Source organism: Deltaproteobacteria bacterium (assembly GCA_016709225.1).
In the GTDB taxonomy this organism is placed as follows: Bacteria; Myxococcota_A; Polyangia; order Nannocystales; family Nannocystaceae; genus Xiheibacterium; species Xiheibacterium phototrophicum.
On sequence record JADJEE010000012.1, the window covers coordinates 450125 to 471750 of the forward strand.

Consider the following 21626-nt stretch of genomic DNA (forward strand, 5'->3'; position numbering starts at 1 on the left):
CGCGGCCCTTGCCGCGGCCGCGCCCACGCAGGCAGACTGGCGCGCGTGATCGTGCTGTCCGACGAGCGCGAGCAGGCGTGGGCCGAGCGCTTCCTGCTGTCGATCTCGCCGCTGTGGATCCTCGCGGTCGCGTGGGTGGTGCTCACGGGCGTGCTACGGACCTGGGACGACGCGCACTACCTCGCGTTCGGCTGCGCGACCGCGGCCCCGGCCGCGATCGGCCCGCTGCTGGTCCGTGGCCGGCCCGATCGCGACCGCCCGGCGTGGCAGTCGTGGTGGTTCAAGTTGAACCTGTGGGTCGCGATCGTGGTCGCGTTCGGCACCTACTTCGGCACCCACTACTTCTTCGACTTCATGGGCATGCGCTACGCCTTCGGTGCGCGCTGGACCTTCGAGGCGGTCGGGCTCGGTCACAGCGGGCAGCGCGTGCCGGTGTTCATGTACCCGCTGACCCACGCGTACTTCATGACGTACTTCGTGGTGCTGCTGGTCGCCGAGCGCACGCTCGTCACGCGGCTGCGGCTGGGGCGGTTGGGTCGCGCGCTGGTGGTGCTGGGGCTGGCCTACGCGATTGCGTTTGCCGAGACCTTCTTCATGGCCACCGAGCTGCTGCGCGATCTGTTCGAGTACGGCCAGCGCCAGCGCATGCTCGCGGTGGGCTCGTTCGGGTACGCCGTGTACTTCGTGATCGGCCTGCCGATGGCGCGGCGGATCCGGCGCGACACGCCGGTGTCGCAGATCGTGATCGAGTCGCTCGCGACCTGCATGGCAATCTTGGTCGCGCTCGAGCTATGGGCGCAGCTCATCGGCCCGCTGTGAGGGGCGGCGTCAGCGGTGGGTCTGCTTGGCCTGCCACTCGCGCCACTGACGATCGGTGCCCATCAACCGATCCCAGATGCCGAAGAACGAGCCGAGGCAGCCCTTGGCGGCGTACAGGTGGTGGAACGCGTGGCGACTGGCCACGCGCGTGAACGCGTAGCCACTGTGGGCCTCGACGGTCTCGTAGACCCGCACGAGCACCCACAGGCCGAAGGTGAAGAGGTGCGCGCCGAACAGCACCGGCGGCAACATGAACGAGACGAGGTTGGCGGCGACCTCGACCGGGTGCGCGTACTCGGAGGCGTGGCCGCGCACGTGACGGAAGGTGTGGTGCTGCACGTGGATCGCACGGAACCACGCCGGGCGGTGCAGCAGCCGGTGACTCCAATAGAAGAGCGTGTCCTGCAGCACGATGAACGCCAGCAGCTGCCACGCGATCTCGAGCAGCCCCGGTAGCGGCGTGCCGTGGTGGCCGCCCATCGCCGCCCACGCGGGGTAGATCGCGAACGCCGTCACCGGCAGCAGCAGCACGTGTCCGCGCAGCACCTCGAGCACGGCCTTGCGCGAGAGCTCATCGGGCGGCGCCTTGCCCTCGGCGACCTGGAAGCGGCGGGCGAAGCCGCGGCGGAACATCAGCCCGAACGCCGCCCAGGTCGCGAAGAACGCCAGCTCGTGGGCGCCCCACACCACCAACGTGAACCACCAGCGCTCGGACATCGTGACCGCGATCCTGGCGCGGGCCTGGTGCGCGCGCAAGTCGAGGGCGACGTCACGCGTGGCCGTCGATCCAGCGCCGCACCTCGAGCAGCAGCGGATCGTCGGGCGGCAGCTCGGCCGACGCCGCACGGGCGTGCACGAGCGCCGCGCTCGGGCTCGATGCCCACTGCATGCGCGCGAGCGCAAAGCTGGCGCGGCCCCGGGCGTGGTGATCGAGCGGGCGCATCACCGCCAGTGCCGCCTCGAGCACCGGCTGCTGCCCGCCCTGGCCCCGCTCGTAGCGGACCTCGGCCAGCAGCGCGATCGCAGCGGCATGATCGGGGTGCGTGGGCCCGGGGTCGTCGCGAAGCACCGCCTCGGCCTGCTCGAGACGTGTCGCGGCCTGGTCGAGATCGGCCCGCGAGAGCCACAGCTCACCCTCGTGCATGCGCACCACCGCAGCGAGCGGGTGCCGCGAGCCGAGCGCCGCATCGACGCCCTCGCGCGCGCGGGCAAACTCGGCGGTCGCGACGGCCCAGTCGCGCTGGCGCAGGGCGACGAGGCCCTTGATGTCGGCGACCCCGAAGACATGCGGATGCCCGGGCCCGACCACCGCCACCAGCTCGGGCTCGGCCGCAGCGGCCGCGGTCGCGGCCTCGGCGATGCGATCGTCGAGCAGCAGCGCCTGGGCGAGGTTGGCGTGGACGATCGCGATGCGTCGTCGGTTCGACTCGGGATCGCGGCCGAGGATCGCCAGCGCGCGTTCGAGCGCCGGCCTCGCGCTGCGTCCGTCGTGGCGCTCGAGGTGGACGTTGCCGATGTTCATCACGTAGTCGGCCAGGTACGGGTGCTCGGCGCCGAGCGTGCGCTCGCCGAGTGTGAGCGCGCGCTCGAACTGCTGCAACGCGTCGTCCCACTTGCCCTGCTGCAGCAGCACGACGCCGAGGTTGTTCACGAAGGTCCGCAGGCGCGGGTCGTCCTCGCCGTACGCGATGATCACCAGTCGCTGGGCGCGGCGGTACTGCTCGATGGCACCGTCGTAGTCGCCGCGGGCGCTGGCGATCGAGCCCAGGCATGCGGCCAGGGTCGCCGTCATGCCGCCGTCGACATCCGCGCGCGCGACCGCGGCCTCGGCCCCGGTCGCGAGCGAGGTCGCCTCGTCGAGCCGTGCCTGCCGCACGCCGACGTTCTGCACCAACGCATTCCACGCCCGCGCCGCGATGAGGTCGTGCCGGCCCACGGTCGCGGCGTGGATGGCCGCGCGGTAGGCCGCCTCGGCGCGCTTGGGGTCGTCGTCGATGGCGTCGCCGAGCGCCAGCTGGGCCTCGGCGACGAGCGGCTGGTAGCCGAGCTCCTCCGCCTGCGCGGCCAGCTCGGCGGCGCGCGTGCGCGCGGCATCGTAGCGCCCGGACTCGACCTGCGCCCCGACCTGCGCGAGCGCCCGGCGCAGCTCGTCGACGCGCGCGCGCGTGCGCGGATCGTCGGGCAGCTGCAGCTCGTCGCGCAGGCGCTCCTCGTCGCTGCACACCGCGACGGGCGTGAGGTTCGCGACCGTCAGCACCGCGCGCTCCACCACGCGGGTGTCGGCGGCTGCGAGCACGTCGATCACTGCGTTCATGCCGTCGAGCCGTCGCTCGAGACACGACATGCGCAGGTCGAACAGCGCCTGCGACTGCGTAGCCTCGATGTGGGTCGCCGTGCAGCTCGATCGCCACATCGCGATCCAGTCCTCGTGGTAGCGATCGAGGGTGTCCTGCACGGTCCGCAAGCTCGCGTCGGCGAAGCTGTGGCCGACCGCGCCGAAGGCGGTGACGACCGCCTGTCGACGCGCGTCGCTCCACGCGACGGTGGCGGCCGCCGGTGGTTCGCCACAATCGACGGCACCGGCGCGGCCCCTCGGCAACGCCGCGATGCCCAGCACCGCCACCGCGAGCACGCCACCGCCGGCCAGCCACAGCGCCCGGCGCGGCACCTCGAGCGCGGTCAGCAGCTCGGCCATCGAGGGGTAGCGCGCGGCGGGATCGGGCAGCAGCGCGCGCTTGAGCGCCGCCCGCACGCGGCCGGGCACCGCGTTCTCGCCTGGAAAGCGCACCTCGCCGGCGCGCTTGGCCGCGAGCATCTCCTCGTAGCCGTCGGGGAACGGCCTGACTTGGTAGAGCGCCTCGAACAGCGTCACCGCGAAGCTGAACTGATCGCTGCGCGCGTCGGCCCGGTGCCCCGCATGTTGCTCGGGCGCCATGTACGGCGGCGTGCCCATCACCGAGCCACCGTCGGTGACGTGCATCGACAGTGCGGCGTCCCGCGCCCGCACCTTGGTCTCGCTGATCGCGGTCGAGCGCTCGATCACCCCCGAGCGCTCGAGCCCCGCGCGCTCGATGATCGCCGAGCGCTCGATCACCCCCGAGCGATCGATGACACCCGCGCCGTCGACACCCTCGACCGGATCGGCCGGCCCGCCGAACACCGCGATGCCGAAGTCCACCACCCGCGCGACCCCGTCACGATCGATGATCACGTTGGCGGGCTTGAAGTCGCGGTGGACGATGCGCGCGCGGTGGGCCGCGGCCAACGCTCGACCGGCGCCGGCCAGGACCCCGACGATCTCCCGCCACGGTCGCCGCGCCTCGGCCAACCACCGCGTGAGCGTGCGACCGCGGATGTACTCCATCACCACGAACACCTGGCCGGCCTGCTCGCCGACCTCGTAGACGTGCACGAGGTTGGGGTGCGAGACCTGGGCCAGCGCCTGCGCCTCGCGCAGCAGTCGCGCCGAGGAGTGCGACGGCTCGTCGGGGCGATCGGGTCGCAGCAGCTTGATCGCGACGCGGCGGTGCAGCTTGGGATCGTAGGCGAGGTAGACCCGCCCCATGCCGCCCTCGCCGAGGGTCTCGATGATGCTGTAGTGACCGATGCGCGGGCCCGAGGCCGTGTCGGTCGATCGCCGTCGCGGCTCGCCGCCGTCGGGCGGACGCTCGTCGGTATCCCCCGTGGTCACCTTACGACGGACGAGGATGCACGAAAACCGGCACGCACGCGCCCCCGGATGGGGCGCCCGCGGCCGGGCTTCGCGTGACGTCCAAGCCGTGACGTCGACGACGTTCACCCCATGTGGGCGATGACGTCGGAGCCGAACTCGCTGCACTTGCGCAGCGTGGCGCCCTCCATCAGGCGATGGAAGTCGTAGGTGACCTGCTTGGCTCCGATCGCGCCGTCCATGCCCTTGATCACGAGATCAGCGGCCTCGGTCCAGCCCATGTAGCGCAGCATCATCTCGCCCGAGAGGATCACCGAGCCGGGGTTGACCTTGTCCTGGCCGGCGTACTTCGGCGCGGTGCCGTGGGTCGCCTCGAAGATGGCCGCGCCGGTCACGTAGTTGATGTTGCCGCCCGGCGCGATGCCGATGCCGCCGACCTGGGCCGCGAGCGCATCGGAGATGTAGTCGCCGTTCAGGTTCATGGTCGCGATCACCGAGTACTCGTTGGGTCGCGTGAGGATCTGCTGCAGGAACGCGTCGGCGATGAAGTCCTTGACGACGACCTCGTGACCGTCCTTGCGGATGATCTGCCACGGGCCACCGTCGAGATCCGACGCGCCGTACTCGGTCTTGGCCAGCTCGTAGCCCCAGTCGCGGAAGCCACCCTCGGTGTACTTCATGATGTTGCCCTTGTGCACGAGCGTGAGGCTGGGCAGCTTGTTCTCGAAGGTGTACTGCAGCGCCGCGCGGACCAGGCGGGCGGTGCCCTCCTGCGAGACCGGCTTGATGCCGATGCCGCTGGTCTCGGGGAAGCGGATCTTCGCGTAGCGCGAGCCGAAGTGCTCCTTCATCAGCGCGAGGAAGGTCTTGCAGTCGTCGGTGCCGGCCTGGAACTCGATGCCGGCGTAGATGTCCTCGGTGTTCTCGCGGAAGATGACCATGTCGACCGCCTCGGGCTTCTTCACCGGGCTGGGCACGCCGGCGAAGTGGCGGACCGGTCGCAGGCACACGTAGAGGTCGAGCGACTGACGCAGCGCGACGTTCAGCGAGCGGATGCCACCACCGACCGGCGTCGTCAGCGGGCCCTTGATGCCCACGAGGTACTTGCGGAAGGCGTCCATGGTCGCGTTCGGCAGCCACTCACCGGTCTTGGTGTGGGCCTTCTCGCCGGCCAGCACCTCGAGCCACTCGATCTTGCGCTTGCCGCCGTAGGCCTTCGCGACCGCGGCATCGAACACGCGCACCGACGCGGCCCAGATGTCGGGACCGATGCCATCGCCCTCGACGAACGGAATGATCGGATCATCGGGCACCGAGAGCCCGGCGGAGGTCATCGAAATCGCATTGCCCATGTCGCTTCTCCGTGACCGGCCAGGGCGCATGCCGCCTCCTCGCGAAGCGGGCGGTCCTTGGGCCAGCGGCCGGGGTATACCAAAGCGCTCGCGCCGGGCGCCAGCCTGGCCGCCGGTGCGCCAGGCGCACGTCCCCGCGACTTTGGCCCAAGGGCGCTGCAGCGGCGCTACGATGGCAGCCATGCGATGGCGATGGGCGGAGCTGACGGCGGCATGCGTGATGGTCGGTGGCTGCGGCGGCGGCGGCTCGCGGGCCGACGGTGACGGCACCGACACCGGATTGCCCTCGACGACGGCGAGCACGACGGCCACCACCTCGGCCACCACCGCCGACGATGCCAGCGCGACCGGCAGCACCGCCGCGACCGACACCACGGGCGTCGCCGACAGCACCGGCGAGGCACCGAAGTTCGACGTCGGCGGCAACGCTGGCGACATGGCGGTGAGCTGCGGCGACGGCAAAGGTGGCGGCACCGACTTCTCGTACATCTGGGTCGCCGACAGCGGACAGAACGCGGTCTCCAAGATCAACACGCAGACCCTCGTCGAGGAGGGCCGCTACCTGGTGCACCCCGGCAACGGCAACCCCTCCCGCACGTCGGTCAGCCTCTCGGGCGACGTCGCGATCGCCAACCGCAATGGCGGCGTGACCAAGGTCTACGCCAACCTCGACGACTGCGTCGACGACAACGGCATGCCCGGCATCCAGACCTCGAGCGGCGGCGGCGACGTGCTGGCGTGGGACCTCGAGGAGTGCGTCGCGTGGCACGTGCCGATGGCGTACTCCACCCAGCGTCCGATCGCGTGGTCACCCGGCGTGTTCGACGAGCCGAGCTGCTCGTACCACGACGAGAAGGTGTGGACCACGGGCGCGCAGGCCGGCATCTCCGGCTCGGTCGTCACCACCGTCATCGACGGCGACACCGGCGTGATCGAAGAGGAGATCGCGATGCCGGAGATCCAGATCGGATCGTTCGGCCCCTACGGCGCGGCGTTCGATCCCAACGGCGACTACTGGTTCGTCGACTCCGGCAACGACGGCCCGGTGCAGGAGCTGGTGCGCGTCGACCACGTGACCTTCACCTACGACGTCTGGATGACGCCATCGATCTCGCCCTACGGCTTCGCGGTCGACACGCTCGGTCGGCCGTGGATCGCCGGCTACGCCGGCGGCGTCTCGCGCTTCGATCCGGTCACCGAGAGCTTCGACACCAACACCGAAATCACCGGCCTGGGCATCCAGGAGGACGCCGACGGCATCATGTGGATGGCCCACTATCCATGGGACTGGGAGGGCGTCTACGGCATCGACCGCGACACCATGATGGTGGTCGACATGATCCCGCTGCCGTCGCAGCTGGCCAAGGGCGTGAGCATCGACTTCTTCGGCTATGTGTGGGTCGTCGACCAGGGCACCTCGGCGTTCCGCATCGACAAGGACTCCCACGCCTTCGACACGTTCACCGGGCTCACGAGCCCGTACACCTACAGCGACATGACCGGCTGGGGCCTCAAGAACGTCACCAACCCCGAGGGCTGACGTGTCGGCGGCCGCCCGCCGCCGCCGACATCGCGGGTGCTCCTTCAGGTGTCGTTGCCGACGCAGACGTTGCTCGAGCACATGCCCGAGCAGCACTGTTCGTTGGCGCTGCAGGCCTGGTCGGCGACCCGACAACACAGCCCGGTCTGGTTGTCGCACTCGCGGTTGGTGCCGCAACACTCGTCGTCGCTGGTGCACTCGGTGCCGATGCCGACGTCGTTCGTGCAGCACACGTTCGGCCCCAGCTCGCAGTTCAGCACCCCGCAGCAGTCGCCGTTGTTGGCGCACGTCTCACCGAGCGTCTGGGTGCAGCACTGTCCGCCCTCGCACGTGAGCGTGCCGCAGCACTGCGCGGCGCCCGTGCAGGTGTCGGTGACCTCGTTGCCACAGCACATGGTGGTGTCGAAGGTGCAGTCGTCGGCGCAGCCGAGCGTGCCGCCATCGAAGCCCTGCATGTTGCAGGTGCCCGGGACGTTGGTGGTGTCGCACTGCTCGCTGCCGTCGAGCATGCCGTTGCCGCAGTAGTCGCAGCCCGAGAGATCGAGCTGACAGCTGGCGTTGCAGGTCGGCGTGCCGCTGCCGGTGCCGCAGGTGGCCCCGCCGATGTCGGCGCCATCGCAGACCTCACCGCCGTCGCGGATGCCGTTGCCACAGTCGCCGCAGCCGCCCTCGTCGAAGCCACAGCCGACACAGGCCAGTGCGCCAGAGTCGTGGCCGAGCGAGACACACGTTGCACCGGCGAGATCGCTGCCGTCGCAGGGCTCGATGCCGGTGGCAGCGTTGTCGCCGCAGTTGCTGCAGCCGTCGAGCACGAACGCGCAGCCGGAGCACGACAGCGTGCCGAAGTTGTACATGCCGCCGCCGAAGACCTCGGCGCAGCCGATGCTCGGGGGCCCGTCGCACTGCTCGTCGCCGTTGACGAAGTTGTCGCCGCACGCTGGGCTCTGGCACGCCGGCGTGCAGCTGTCGTAAGGATCGGCGTTGCCGTCGTCGCAGTCCTCGCCAGGATCGACCTGACCATCTCCGCACGACGCACCACCACAGCTGCTGCTGCAGCCGTCGCCGTCGACGAGGTTGCCGTCGTCGCACATCTCGTTGGCGCCGAGGTAGCCATCGCCGCACACGTTGAACTGGCAATCGTCGCGACAGCTGTTGCCGCCGCCGTTGCCGGGCCCATCGTCGCAGGCCTCGCCGGCGTCGACGACATCGTTGCCACAGCTGCCGCTAGCACCGCTGTCGCTGCTGCTGCCGTCCACGACGCCGCTGTCGACCGCGCCGACGCTGCTGCCGCTGCCGCTCGAGGCCGGCCCCGAGCTCGCGCTACCGATCGTGCCGGTCGGATCTTCGAGCGGATTGCCGGTGCACGCCGCCAGCCACAGCATCGAGATGCCCATCACGCCCATCACGACTCGATGCGCGCCGGCAACACCGACGTGCCCTCGCCCCCCAGTGCAGCGTCGCTCGGAGCTCATGCGTGAAATCCCAGGCCAACCACGCTGCCCGAGTTTGTCGCCGCGGTCGAGTCCGAAGTAGTCTAAGGTGAATCGTGCGCGAGGGATGATGGGCTGGGAGCAGGCCACGCATGGCGAACGACGACGTGCGCGCCTGGGCGTACGACGCGTGGGGCCGGTGGTGCTCGCGCAAGCGATGATGCTCACGGTCGGCTGCTACGAGGTCCCCGCACCGACGTGGGTGCTCGACGAGCACGCGCGTGGCTACGGCGTACGCATCGAGGTCGTCGCGACCGGCGAGCTCTCGAGCGCGCTGTTGCTGCCGGTGCCCGCCGACCGTCGTCGCGTCGAAGCGCTGCCGGGTGACACCGTGTCGTTCGCACTGCTGGCGGCCGACGCCACGTCGGTGCTCGGCGACGACGCCCTCGATCCGGCGTTCTGGGTCTGCGTGGGCTGCCGCAGCTTCGTCCCCGCGGGCGCGCCCATCACCTGCGATGGGACCCTCGCGACCCTGCTCGACGGCTGTCTGGTGGGCCGCGGCGCCGACGTGCGAATGACCCTGCCCACGGTGGTCGACGCCGCCGACCTGGCGCTGGTCCGGACCCCGCGGGTCGTGGCGATCGCGGGCGTGCCCGGTGAGGCCACCACCGACGCGTGCGTCGAAGCGTACTTCGCCGACCAGCGCGACGAGTCCCTGCGGCAGTGCGTGCTGGCCAGCAACCAGGTCGCGCTGGGGCCCTGGTGGCTGCTGGCACCGCTGCTCTCGCCTGATCTGCAGCAGGCCGGCGTGCTGGCCGAGCACCCCGAGCTCGCGCTGCAGGTGCCCGACTTCAACCCCGAGGTCGAGCGCTTCGCGGTCTACATGGGCGCGTCGCTCGCCGGTGGCTACGGCCTGCACGACGTCGGCGATGTGATTGCCGCGCCCACCGGCCAGGTCGTCACGCTCGCGTTCGACGCCGACCCGCGCGACGCCCAGCGGTGGTTGGCCGTCGACGCCGAGGGCAACACCATCGACCTGCGTCAGTTCGTGCAGGCGCGGTGGTTCGCCAACATGCCACTCGACGGCGTCACCTCGGCGTCGTCACCCGAGTTCAGCTTCCGTACCCCGTCGGAGCCCGCGTCGCTGCGGCTCGACGTGGTGGCGTGGGACGGCCGCTCGGGCCTCGCGGTGGGTTCGCTCGACTTCGACGTGCGAGATGCGGCGCCCTGAGCCAGTGCACTCGCCGCGCGCGTCGCTGCGCGTCGCGCTGGCGTTCGTGACCGCGCTCCTCGTCGTCGGTACGACGCACCAAGCGCTCGCGGCCGACCCGTGCAGCGAGGGCACCGCGTGTACGGCCGTGCGCGGACGCGTGCGGCGGGCCGGCGACCGCACACCGCTGTCGTCGGCGCGGGTGTTGGTGGTGCCCGAGCCGAGCGCGCGCAAGCCCGGCGAGCTGCCCCCGCGCCTGCACCTGCGCGAGCAGGACGAACCGGCGTGGCTGCTCGCGGCCCAGACCGACGCCGACGGCCACTACGCGCTGCCGGCGGTGCCAGCGGGGCGCGTGCGCATCGTCGTGCTCGCCGACGGCTTCGAGCGCCACGAGCGGATCGAGCTGGTGCGTCCCGGTCGCGCCGTGACGACGGTGTTCCTGCGTCCGCTCGAGGGCAACCCCTACCGCACGGTGGTCAATCAGAGCGCGCCGGCCACGACCGCGGCCGAGCCGGTGACAGGCCGCGCGCTCGAGCGCGAAGAGATCGCGACCATGCCGGGCACGCAGGGCGACCCGCTGCGCGCGGTGCAGAGCCTGCCGGGGGTCGGCCGCTCGCCCGGTGGCGTCGGCTTCCTGGTGCTGCGCGGCGCCTCGCCGACGCAGTCGCGCGTGTTCTACGGTGAGCACCCGATCCCGCGGGCGTTCCACGTGCTCGGCTTCACCAGCGTGATGCAGGCCGACGTCATCGACAGCCTCGAGGTGCAGCCGAGCACGTTCGCGGTCCGCTACGGCAATGCCACCGGCGGGGTGGTGTTGTTGCAGCCGCGACGCGGTCGGCGCGACGGCGTGCACGGCCACGGCAAGGTCGACCTCATCTCCGCCAGCGCCCACGTCGAGGGCAAGCTCGGACGCGGCACGTTTCTCGTCGGCGGTCAGCGTGGCTACGTCGACGCGGTGCTGCGCGTGGCCGAAAAGGTCGACCCCACCGCCGTGTTCGCGCTGCCGCGCTACTTCGACTACCAGGCGCAGTACGACCTGCCGCTGCGCAGCGGCGCCGACTTCACCGCGCGGGTGATCGGCTCTGGGGATCGCTGGCAAGGCCGCTACCTCGACGAGTTCGGCAACCGCGGTCAGGCCTATACCCTGGGTGATCACTTTCATCGCGCCGAGCTGGTCCACCGTCACAGCTTCGGCCGCTGGCGCACGCTGGTGAGCCCCGCGTTCCGGTTCGACGTCGCCAACGCGGGCTTCGAGACCTTCCGCAGCTATCGCCGCACGTACGTCACGTCGTGGCGCGCGGAGATCGAGCGTCGCATCGGCGAGCGCGTGTCGATCACGTTGGGCAACGACCTCGTGGTCGCGCCGTTCAGCTCGCGCCGACGCATCAGCGACGGCAGCATCGGCGGCTCGGCGACGATCCGCGAGCTCCGGGGCGTGGAGACGACGCTCGGCCTGTACGGCCACATGACGCTCGAGCTCGGCGAGCTCACGCTGTGGCCCGGCGTGCGCGTGGCGGGCTATCACCGGCGGGCGCCGGAGGACACCGGCGTGCGACAGCATGGCGCCTGGTCGGTCGACCCGCGCCTGCTCGCGCGCTGGCGGATCGGGCGGCGCTGGGTGTTGCGCGGTGGCGTCGGCCGCTACTCGCAGGCCGATCCGCTGTCGTTCTCCGGCAGCACCGGCCTGCTCGACTCGACCCTGGGCCTCTCGCAGAACGTCGCGTTGCCGGCCGTGCTCGCCGAGGCGCTCGACCCCGGCATCGGCCTCGACGATCTCGACGACATCGTGAACGTGTGGATGGCCGTCCACGCCAACCTCGGCGTCAGCTGGACCAGCCGCTTCGGGCTCGGCGTCGACGCCAACGTCTTCACGCGTCGACTGCTGACCTCGCAGAGCCTGGTCTTCGCCCGCGGCGACCCCGGCCCGACCATCCTCGACACGCGCGAGAGCAAGACCGTCACCTTGGGCGGCGAGTTGCTGGTGCGGCAGCGCATCTCCGACAAGCTCTACGCGTGGGTCGGCTACACGGTCATGCGCTCCGACGTGCTCGCGGTGTCGCGGCTGCGCGGCGGCCGGCCCAGCGACTACGACCAGCGCCACAACCTGGTCGTGCTCGCCAGCTACGCCCTGCCCCGTCGCTTCCGCCTGGGCGCGCGCTTCCGCCTGGTCTCGGGCTCACCGTACACCCCGGTGGTCGGCGCCATCGCGACCGAGGTCGGCTACTTCGGCCTCCCCGGAGGCACCAACGCGGCCCGCTTCCCGGTGTTCCACCAGCTCGACGTGCGACTCGACAAGACCTGGATCCGCAAGCGCACCACCTGGTCGGCCTACGTCGACGTGCAGAACGTCTACAACCACGAGAACACGGAGGCGCTGGTCTACGCGCGAGACTTCCGCAGCGTGGTCGGCAACCTCGGGCTACCGATCTTCCCGAGCCTCGGCGTGCGGTTCGACTGGTGAGGAGGGCTCAGCGCCCTTGCGCGGCAGCCACCACTCCTTCAGCACGATCAACGCCGGCAGCACCACCACACACGCCACGAACGTCATCAACACGCCGACCACCGAGACCAGCGACAGCGACTGCAAGCCGCGGTGATTGGTCGAGAGGATCGCACCGAACCCACAGATCGTCGTCCAGGCGGTCATCGCGATCGCGCCGCCGGTCTCCTCGATCACCAGCGCGAGGCTGCCGATGCCGTCCTCGCGATACCGGGCGATCACGTGCAGCGCGGCGTCCTCACCCAGCCCGACCAGCAGCGGCATCGCGATCACGTTGAAGAAGTTGAGCTTCCAGCCGAGCACGTACATCACGCCCAGCAGCCACGCGATCGCCATCGGCACCATCAAGGCCGAGGCCAGGCCCGCCGAGAGCGCGCGGAAGGTCGCAATCGAGGTGCACAGCATCACCACGAACGACAGCGCGACCACCCACGGGCCGTCCTCGACGATGGCCTGGTAGACCTCGGGGATGACGAAGAACTCGGCCGCCAGCGCGACCTCGCCCTGGGGCGTCTCGAGGGTCGCGAACGCGTCGTAGATCCGACGCACGTTGCGGTAGTCGGTCTTCGAGCCGCGGGTCCAGATCACCACGAAACGACCGATCGCGCCGCTGGCATCGGTGAACTGCGCCCTCACCCACTCGGGCAGATCGGCGATCGTCAGCGGCCGGTCGACCTCGAGGTAGTGGTACCACTCGTCGATCTCTTCGCGCGTGCGCTTGCTGAGGCCGCCGCGCTTGGCGTCGATGCGCGCGCGGATGTCGGCGATGACCGCGAGCTTGTCGGCCTGCTGCTCGGGTACGAACACGAACACCGACGTGAGGTCGTGGAGGCGATCGACCATGGTCGCCAGCCGCTCGGGCGCGTAGGCCTGCAGCATCGCGACCACCTCGGGCGCGAGCCGTGGCCGCTTGGCCGCGGCCTGCTCCATCGCCACGAACTTCGGATCGGCGAGGTCGGCGTCCTCGAACTCCTCTTCGTCGTCGAACTCCTCGGCGTCCCAGTCGTCACCATCGTCGCTCGCGGGTGCGGCGGGCGGTGGCGCCGGCTTCGGCGGCGCCACCGTGCGGGCGGGCGTGGGCTCGACCGCCGGCTTCGTCTTCGGCGCGGGCTCGGCCATGCGCGCCGCATCGAAGTGCTCGGCCTCCTCGACGCTGATGTGCCGCAGCGCGTCCATCTGCCGGTAGATGTCGGCGGCCTGCTGGTCGTCACGACCGAGCGCGACCGCATGGGCGACGGTGCGGCTCTTGCCGACCGCGTCGCGGTAGTTCAGCACCTTCTCGTTGGTCGCGGCCTTCTCGGGCCCGAGCTTGTCGAAGTCGTACTCGAACTCGATGTCGCGCGCGTGCGACAACGACCAGCCGGCCCAGCCCAGCGCAATCACGACCACCGCCAGCGCGGCGACCCGCCAGCGCGGCTCGGTGCCGGCGATGTGCATGTGGGTCTTGCCGGCGCGATGGGGCTTGATGTGCCAAGGCCGCACGCGGTCCATCAGCACGATGATCGCGGGCATCACGATCATCGCCGCGGCGATGGCCGCGAACACGCCCACGTTGGCGACCACACCGAACTGCGCGAAGCCCTGGAAGTCGGCCATCGCCAGCACGCCGAAGCCGAGCGCCGTGCTGGCGCCGCCGAACAGCGACGCCGGGCCGGTGGTCGCGAGCATGGTCGCGATCGCGGCGACCGGCGACAGCCCCCGCTGCCGCTCGTCGCGGAAGCGCGCGAGCAGCACGATGTTGAAGTCGATGCCGAGGCCCAGCAGGATCGCGAAGATGAACGCGCTGACGAGGTTGAGGAAGCCGTAGGCGAGCGCGGCGAAGGCCAGCGACATCAGCACCGAGCCCACCAGCGGCACGAACACCAGCACGATCGAGCGCAGGCTGCGAAAATACAGCGCCAGCGACAGCACCAGCACCAGCAGCGAGCCGGCGCTGCCGCCGATGATCTCGCGCTCGAAGGTCTTCACGCGGCCCGTCACCTGCGCGTAGGGCCCGTCGAAGTTGACCTTCATCTCGGGATCGAACGAGCTCGGCGCGAGCGCGTCGACGTGTTGCTGCAGGTCGAGCTGCAGCGCGCGCGCGAACTTCACGTCGGTCGGGGGCAGCCGCGGTCGCAGGCGCACGACCATCATGCGGCCCTCGTCGGCCTCGTCGTACTCCTTGAACTCACCGACGCCGTACTTCTCTTCGAGCTGCTGCTTGTCGAGCTCGAGCTTCTCCTGCCCGCCGGCCTGCTCGGCCAGCCGCTCGCGCTCGCTCAGCAGGCTGAGGTCGCCATAGGCCTGCTTGCGGACCTCGTCGCGGATGCGCTCGATGACGCGGCGCCGCAGATCGAGCACGTCGGTGATGTCGGCGTAGAGCAGCGCGTTGTGCTCGAAGAACGCGCGGTCGCGGTGGAAGATGACGTGACGCAGGTCGGGATGCTCGGCGACCCGCGCCGCGATCGCGTCGCCGAAGGCGATGTTCGCGTCGCGCGACGGGCTGCGGATCGTGATGTACATGTCCGACTGGTTGCCGATCTCGTCGGACAGCCGGTCGATGCCCACCACGCTGGGGAAGTCGTCGGGCAGCAGGCGCCGCAGCTCCTGGTCGATCCGCAGGCGGGTGGTCAGCCAGCCGCTGGCGAGCGCCACCAGCAGGAACGCGACCACGATCGAGCCGGCCCGACGCTCGATCCACGCGGCGACCGTAGCCGCCATCCGCATGCCCTTCTCGGACACGCCCTGGGGTCGAACGAGCTCGTCGCGCAGGGCCACGGGGACGACGGAGGGTAGCGGAGTTTCACCGCGTCGGCGACCACCGCTGCGCGAGCGCCACGGCGATCGCCAGGCCACGGCCGTCGAGCGCCGCGATGCGCTCCGCTGCCCACGGCAGCGCAGCGAGCATGCGCGCGCGCAGATCGCTGGCGTCGCGAGCGTGCGCGCTGGCATCGATCAGGGTGTGCTGCCAGTCACCGAGCCGCGCGCGATCGAGATCGTCGGCAAGTGGAGCCCTGGGCGCCGCGAACGGCGGCGGTGACGGGGTCGCGTGCGCCAAGCGCTCGCGGATCGCGAGCACGTCCGCCTCGAAGCCGGCCGCGTCCCGCTCGCTTCGCAGGGTGTCACCGAGTCGCTCGAGCACCACCACCTCGAGCGCCGGCAGCCACGGCAACACCCGCGAGAACAGCTCGAGCAGCGGCTGCGGCACCGCGTCGTCGTGGGTGTCGCGCCGCACCGCCGTGGTCGCGCCCGGCGGCGTCCACCAGCTACCGCCGGAGAGGTGCACGCAGGTGACGCGCGCCAGCGGATGGTTGGCGAGCACGTCGGCGGCGTCGAGCCCGAAGTTCACGAGCTGGCACCACAGGTTGTGCAGGTCGAGCACGTAGTAGCCGTCGACCGCAGCGAGCACGGCGGCGATCAGATCGCCCTGCCGCCACACGTCGTCGGGATGCAGCGCGAGCGCGAGGTTCTCCAGACCCACCGCCATGCCCGTGGTCTGGGCCAGGCGCATGAGATTGGCGGTCGACACCTCGCGCGCCGCGGCGCCGTCGGTCAGCGGCAGCGGTGCGCCGGCGTCGTGCGGGCCCGCGACCATGAAGCCGAGGTGCTCGGAGATCCCGCGCGCGCCGGCGATCGTTCGATCGGCGGCGAGTCGCGCGAGCCAGGCGTCGTGCCGCGTCGAGCCATCGACGCTGCCAGGCGAGAAGCTCACGCCGTGGGCCCACAGGCGGTCGGCCGCCGCGTAGTGCTCGAGCAGCGGCGGCAGCCATGGCGGCGGCACGCGATCCCACACGGCGTCGAAGCTCCACTCGAGCGCGTCGACCAACCCCTGCTCGAACAGCGGCAGTGCGGCGCGCCGCCAGCCGTCGTCGGGCATCAGCGACAGGGCGAGCCACGCGGTCATGTGTCGAGATGATGCCCGTGGGTCGGCATCGGTGACAGGTGAGCGTCAGCCGCGACCGCACGGGCCACACTCCCAGCTCGGCCCGGGCTCGGGCGCGGCGATCGGCTGCGGCGTGACGGCGATCGGCGGGCCCGACTGCGCCGACGGCCACGCCGATGGCGCGACCGACTCGGGGGTCGAAGGGTGCGAGGCCACGCGGGGCGCGGGCCGTGCGGTCGGGTTGTCGCGCGCCGCCATGCCGGCGAACGCGGCGGGTCCGGGACCGCTGGCGGCATCGGCTCGGGTCGCACAACCGGCGTCGACGCCGAGGCTTGCGGTCAACAGGGCTGCAGCACCGACTCCGGTGCGCAGGCGCTCGATCATGGCGGCGGGCAGCTGCATCGTCGTCGGCTGGAACGTCCGCGACCACGGTTCGGCTTTCACCCCGCGTCGAGACCGGCCGACGACGGGGTACAATCGGCCCGTGGTGGCGAACTCGCTGCGGATCGCGACCCTCGGCCTCGCGCTGGCTGCGGGCTGCCGCGAGCGGCTCGACACCGTCGCGGCCCACGACGATGGACCCAGCGCGGGCACCAGCAGCGATGCCCGGGCGGACGCCAGCTCGAGCAGCGACGGCGGGCTCGATCCCTGCGCCGGTCCGTTCGCGAGCGGCCCCGCCACCAGCTGGCTCGGCTACGGACTCGACCTCGCCAACACCCGTGCGAACCTGCTCGAGCGCGGCATCACCCCCGAGACCGTCGCCTGCCTGACGCCGCGGTGGCGCCTCGACGATCTCGCAGGCGTCACCTCGACGCCCGCGGTCACCGACGGGCGGGTCTACTTCGGCGACTGGGACGGTGACGTCCACGCAGCCGCGGTCGCCGACGGCACCCCGGCATGGGTCACCCCGGTCGGCGCCGCCATCAACGACTCGCCGTTCGTGACCGCCGAGCGGGTCTTCGTCGGCGACGCCGAGGGTTTCCTGCACGCCCTCGATCGCGCCACCGGCGAGGTGCAGTGGTCGCGCGAGCTCGACGCCCACCCCGACGCCGTGATCTACGGATCGCCGGTGGTGGTCGGTGGGCGCGTCATCGTCGGCGTCGCATCGACCGAGCTGGCCACGCCCATGCCCGAGTACGACTTCCGCGGCAGCATCGTCGCGCTGGCGGCCGACGACGGCGCCGAGCTGTGGCGGGTGTACACCACGACGGACGACGACCAGGGCGGCGCGGGCGTGTCGGTGTGGTCGACGCCCGCCATCGACGAGGCCCGCGGGCTGCTCTACATCGGCACCGGCAACACCTACGAGCCGCCGGCGGCACCGCGCTCCGATGCCTTGCTGGCGCTGCGCATCGGCAGCGGCGCGCTGGCATGGTCGCGCCAGTTCACCGCCGGCGACGTGTACACGATCTTCATGCCCGAGCCCCAGGGGCCGGACGCGGATCTCGGCGCCGCGCCGAACCTCTTCCGCGCCGGCGATCGCGAGGTCGTGGGCGTGGGTGACAAGGCCGGGGTCTACGCCGCGCTCGATCGCGACGACGGCGAGACGGTGTGGGCGGTGCAGCTCGGCACCCCAAGTCATCTCGGCGGCATCATGACCACCGCCGCGGTCGCGCAGGGCCGCGTGTTCGTGGCCGCCAACATGTGGAGCGATGCGCTGTTCGACTTCGGCAACCCCGAGCACCGCGCGGTGCTGTGCGCACTCGAGGCCGAGACCGGTACGGTGCTGTGGCAACGCCCGCTGCCCCACCCGGTGTTCGGCGCGATCACCTTCGCGAACGGCGTGGTCGTGCACGGCACCATCGACGGCACCGTCCACGCCATCGACGCCGCGACCGGCGTCGAGCTGTGGACGACCCCCGTGCGCGACGATGGCGACGGCAGCATCGGCGGCGGCTTCTCCGTCGTCGACGGCACGCTGTGGGTCGGGCACGGCTTCTGGTTCTTCACCGAGCCGGCACAGGCGCGCGGCGGCCTGATCGCCTACGGCCTCCCCGTCACGCAGTGATCGGGCCGCCGTCACGCGCAGCGTCTGCGCCGGGCGGCCGTCGCGTTGCGCCGGTTCCTCGCGGGCGCACCGCCCGGCGGATGCCTATGGTTGCGGCCATGACCGAGCCGACCGTCGCCCACTTCATGACCACGAATCCCGCCACTGCGGAGAGCGGCCTGCGGCTCGCCGATGCCCAGGAGCGGATGTTCCTGAACAACATCCGCCACCTCGTGGTCCACGAGGGCGGCCGCGTGCGCGGCCTGCTGTCGACCCGCGACGCGGCGCTGGCCCTGGCGGTCGGCGGCGAGTCGAAGAAGCTCACCGTCGCCGACGCGATGAGCCGTGAGCCCTACACGTGCAGTCCGACGACGCCGATCAGCGCGGTCGCCTCCGAGATGGAGGCGCACCGCTACGGCTGCGCCATCGTCGTCGAGGGCGACGAGCTGCTCGGCGTCTTCACCACCACCGACGCGATGCGGGCCCTGCGGGAGCTCGCGACCGGAAAGCCCGCGGAGCCCCTGACCAAGCCGACCCACGTGGTCGAGCAGACCGCCGAGGCCCACCACGTGAAGCTGCATCGCCATCGCCCCATCGAGGAGGCGGGGCTGTGGCCGAACAACCTCCGCGTGCGTTGAGGTGCGCCGGGCTTCGGCGGGGCTGGTCGCGAACCCGCGCGTCGCCGATGCGTGCCGAGCCATGGCGACGATGCGGGCGCCCCGGCCGCCCCACGCTGCTCACCCGCGGACCCTGGGTTCGCGGACGACCTGCGCGTCGACCGACCGCTCGGTTTTTCGGGTGAGCTCCGGGCGCCCGCGCACCCGGCTCGCTTTCGCGGCGACCACCACGACCCGTGTTAGGCTTGTCGAGTGGGGCGTGTGCCCACGGGGTTTGACATGGGTGTCCGCGCGTCGTTGGCTTCGTGGTTCGTGACGGTCCTGCTGCTGGTGGCGGCGGGCTGCGGTCGCAGCGACTTCATCTTCGACCCCACCACCGGCGCGTCCGACAGCGACACGTCGACCACCGAGACCACCACCGTCACGCCGACCACGACCGACACCGGCGTGATGTGTGGCGATGCGGTGTGCGAGGCTTCCGAGTCGTGCGACAGCTGTCCCGCGGATTGCGGGCCCTGTGGCAGCTGCGGCGACGCGGTCTGTGACGCGACCGAGAGCTGCGACAGCTGTGCGATCGACTGCGGCCCCTGTGGTGTCTGCGGCAACGGCGTGTGCGAGCTCGATCTCGGGGAAGTCTGCGAGACCTGCCCCAGCGACTGCCCTTGCGATCCGTGCGGCAACTTCGTGTGCGAGCCCGAGTTCGGCGAGCAGTGCGACAATTGCCCGGGCGACTGCGGCGATTGCTTCGGCTGCGGCGACGGCATCTGCGTGCCGCAGCAGGGCGAGTTCTGCTTCAGCTGCCCGGCCGACTGCGAGCCCTGCGACGGCTGCGGCGACGGCGTGTGTGATCCCTTCGCGGGCGAGCTGTGCTTCAACTGCCCGGTCGACTGCGGCCCCTGCAGCGACTGCGGCGACGGCATCTGCGATCCGTTCTCGGGCGAGCTGTGCTTCACGTGCCCGGTCGATTGCGGCACCTGTAGCGAGTGCGGCGACGGCATCTGCGATCCGCTCTCGGGCGAGTTCTGCTTCACCTGCGCGCAGGACTGCGGCACCTGCGAGGACTGCGGCGACGGCGTCTGCGACATCAACTCGGGCGAGTTCTGCTTCACCTGCCCGCAGGACTGCGGCATCTGTCAGGACTGCGGCGACGGCAGCTGCGATCCGTTCGCGGGCGAGTTCTGCTTCACGTGCCCCGACGACTGCGGCGATTGCATGGGTTGCGGCGATGGCAGCTGCGATCCGAACGCAGGCGAGTTCTGCTTCACCTGCCCCGACGACTGTGGCGACTGCAACGCCTGTGGCGACGGCATCTGCGACGCCATCCCCGGCGAGTTCTGTGGCAGCTGCCCGCAGGACTGCGGCCCCTGCGGCGCCTGCGGTGACGGCTTCTGCGACAACGACGCGGGCGAGTTCTGCATCAACTGCCCGCAGGACTGCGGCGGCTGCATGGGCTGCGGCGACGGGGTCTGCGATCCGAACGCGGGCGAGTTCTGCGACAGCTGCCCGCAGGACTGCGGGTTCTGTCCGACCTGCGGTGACGGCTTCTGCGACGGCCAGGGCGGCGAGTTCTGCTTCTCGTGCCCCACCGACTGCGGCCCCTGTGGCTTCTGCGGCGACGCGTTCTGCGACGCCGGTGCCGGTGAGTTCTGCTTCAACTGCTCGCAGGATTGTGGCGACTGCCCCGGCTGCGGCGACGGCTTCTGCGACGCCCAGGGCGGCGAGTTCTGCTTCTCGTGCCCGCTCGACTGCGGCCCGTGTGCGGCCTGCGGCGACGGCGTGTGCGATCCGCTCGCGGGCGAGTCGTGCACCAGCTGCGCGCTCGACTGCGGCAGCTGCAACGCGTGTGGCGACGGCAGCTGCGACCCACTCGCGGGCGAGTCGTGCGCGACCTGCAGCAGCGACTGCGGCCTGTGCCCGGGCTGCGGCAACGGGGCCTGCGAGCCCGGCATCGGCGAGTCGTGCAGCAGCTGCCAGGCCGACTGCGGCGCCTGTGCCGGCTGTGGTGATGGCGTGTGCGCGCCGCTGGCGGGCGAGTCCTGCAACGACTGCCCGCAGGACTGCGGCCCGTGCACCGCGCAGTGCGGTGACGGCGTGTGCAACCCGCTGGTCGGGGAGTCCTGCAACACCTGCCCACAGGATTGCGGCGGCTGCCTGTTCTGCGGCGACGGTCAGTGCAACAACGGCGAGGACCAGTTCAACTGCGCGATCGACTGTGGCTGCAGCTCCGGCGCCTGCGGTGGCATGGCACCGGGCAACTGCTGGTGCGATGCGGCGTGCACGAGCATCGGCGACTGCTGCTGGGACGCCTGTGACGCCTGCGGCGAGTGCTCGATGCCGCAGTGCGGCGACGGCAGCTGCAACGGCGGCGAGGACTGCAGCTTCTGCCCCGAGGACTGCGGCTCGTGCGGCTTCTGTGGCGATGGCCTGTGCGACTTCGACGAGGATTGCAGCTTCTGCCCCGAGGACTGCGGCTCGTGCGAGTTCGACGGCTGCACCGCGGACCCGGGCCCGGGCTGCGACGGCTGCGGCTGCGAAGCCTGCGTCTGCGGCATCCTGCCGGCGTGCTGCAACAACCAGTGGTCGGGGGTCTGCGCGCTGGCGTGCAACTTCTGTGGTGGCTGCCCGTAGCGCGACCTCGT

General features: G+C 71.1%; 14 protein-coding genes. 7 read left to right on the forward strand and 7 right to left on the reverse strand.

Features of this window, described 5'->3' with window-relative positions; genetic code table 11:
- The first annotated feature begins 45 nt into the window (after nucleotides 1-45).
- Nucleotides 46-819, forward strand: a complete 774-nt coding sequence (locus tag IPH07_26845) for a hypothetical protein (protein MBK6921043.1) — start codon at nucleotides 46-48, stop codon at nucleotides 817-819.
- Nucleotides 820-828: 9 nt separating this feature from the next.
- Here IPH07_26845 and IPH07_26850 read toward each other — a convergent pair whose 3' ends face one another.
- From IPH07_26850 to icd, 3 genes are all read right to left on the reverse strand, one after another.
- Nucleotides 829-1536 (reverse strand): sterol desaturase family protein, encoded by a 708-nt coding sequence (locus tag IPH07_26850; GenBank protein MBK6921044.1) that lies wholly within the window; start codon nucleotides 1534-1536, stop codon nucleotides 829-831.
- Between the two features lie 52 nt (nucleotides 1537-1588).
- Nucleotides 1589-4510, reverse strand: a complete 2922-nt coding sequence (locus IPH07_26855) for a serine/threonine protein kinase (protein MBK6921045.1) — start codon at nucleotides 4508-4510, stop codon at nucleotides 1589-1591.
- 104 nt (nucleotides 4511-4614) lie between these two features.
- A complete protein-coding gene (gene icd, locus IPH07_26860) occupies nucleotides 4615-5871 on the reverse strand; it encodes an NADP-dependent isocitrate dehydrogenase (GenBank protein MBK6921046.1) in 1257 nt (418 codons plus the stop codon).
- A 151-nt stretch (nucleotides 5872-6022) separates the two neighbouring features.
- Between icd and IPH07_26865 the strand changes: the two genes are divergently transcribed.
- Nucleotides 6023-7381, forward strand: coding sequence for a hypothetical protein (locus IPH07_26865; protein MBK6921047.1), 1359 nt, complete (start codon nucleotides 6023-6025; stop codon nucleotides 7379-7381).
- 44 nt (nucleotides 7382-7425) lie between these two features.
- Here IPH07_26865 and IPH07_26870 read toward each other — a convergent pair whose 3' ends face one another.
- Nucleotides 7426-8775, reverse strand: coding sequence for a DUF4215 domain-containing protein (locus IPH07_26870; protein MBK6921048.1), 1350 nt, complete (start codon nucleotides 8773-8775; stop codon nucleotides 7426-7428).
- Between the two features lie 145 nt (nucleotides 8776-8920).
- Here IPH07_26870 and IPH07_26875 point away from each other — a divergent pair, with 145 nt between their 5' ends.
- A complete protein-coding gene (locus tag IPH07_26875; protein ID MBK6921049.1) occupies nucleotides 8921-10042 on the forward strand; it encodes a hypothetical protein in 1122 nt (373 codons plus the stop codon).
- 4 nt (nucleotides 10043-10046) lie between these two features.
- Nucleotides 10047-12482, forward strand: a complete 2436-nt coding sequence (locus IPH07_26880) for a TonB-dependent receptor (protein ID MBK6921050.1) — start codon at nucleotides 10047-10049, stop codon at nucleotides 12480-12482.
- On the opposite strand, the gene IPH07_26885 is transcribed toward IPH07_26880, so the two are convergent.
- Genes IPH07_26885 through IPH07_26895 form a run of 3 tightly spaced genes read right to left on the reverse strand, consistent with a single transcriptional unit; the run spans nucleotide 12441 to nucleotide 16785 of the window.
- Entirely contained in the window at nucleotides 12441-15278 is a 2838-nt protein-coding gene (locus IPH07_26885) for an MMPL family transporter (protein ID MBK6921051.1), read from the reverse strand. The two genes, IPH07_26880 and IPH07_26885, sit on opposite strands and share 42 nt — an antisense overlap.
- 25 nt (nucleotides 15279-15303) lie before the next feature.
- On the reverse strand, nucleotides 15304-16404 hold the full coding sequence (locus tag IPH07_26890; protein ID MBK6921052.1) for a DUF692 family protein: 1101 nt from the start codon (nucleotides 16402-16404) through the stop codon (nucleotides 15304-15306).
- Nucleotides 16405-16449: 45 nt separating this feature from the next.
- A complete protein-coding gene (locus tag IPH07_26895) occupies nucleotides 16450-16785 on the reverse strand; it encodes a hypothetical protein (GenBank protein MBK6921053.1) in 336 nt (111 codons plus the stop codon).
- An 82-nt stretch (nucleotides 16786-16867) separates the two neighbouring features.
- Here IPH07_26895 and IPH07_26900 point away from each other — a divergent pair, with 82 nt between their 5' ends.
- The 3 genes from IPH07_26900 to IPH07_26910 all read left to right on the forward strand — a co-directional run bounded on the left by IPH07_26900 (nucleotide 16868) and on the right by IPH07_26910 (nucleotide 21615).
- Nucleotides 16868-18391, forward strand: a complete 1524-nt coding sequence (locus tag IPH07_26900; protein MBK6921054.1) for a PQQ-binding-like beta-propeller repeat protein — start codon at nucleotides 16868-16870, stop codon at nucleotides 18389-18391.
- A 98-nt stretch (nucleotides 18392-18489) separates the two neighbouring features.
- Complete coding sequence (locus IPH07_26905; protein ID MBK6921055.1) at nucleotides 18490-19008, forward strand: CBS domain-containing protein; 519 nt, start codon at nucleotides 18490-18492, stop codon at nucleotides 19006-19008.
- Nucleotides 19009-19299: 291 nt separating this feature from the next.
- Nucleotides 19300-21615 carry a hypothetical protein gene (locus IPH07_26910; GenBank protein ID MBK6921056.1) on the forward strand — a complete coding sequence of 772 codons (2316 nt, stop codon included), beginning with the start codon at nucleotides 19300-19302 and terminating at the stop codon, nucleotides 21613-21615.
- The last annotated feature ends 11 nt before the right edge of the window (nucleotides 21616-21626 follow it).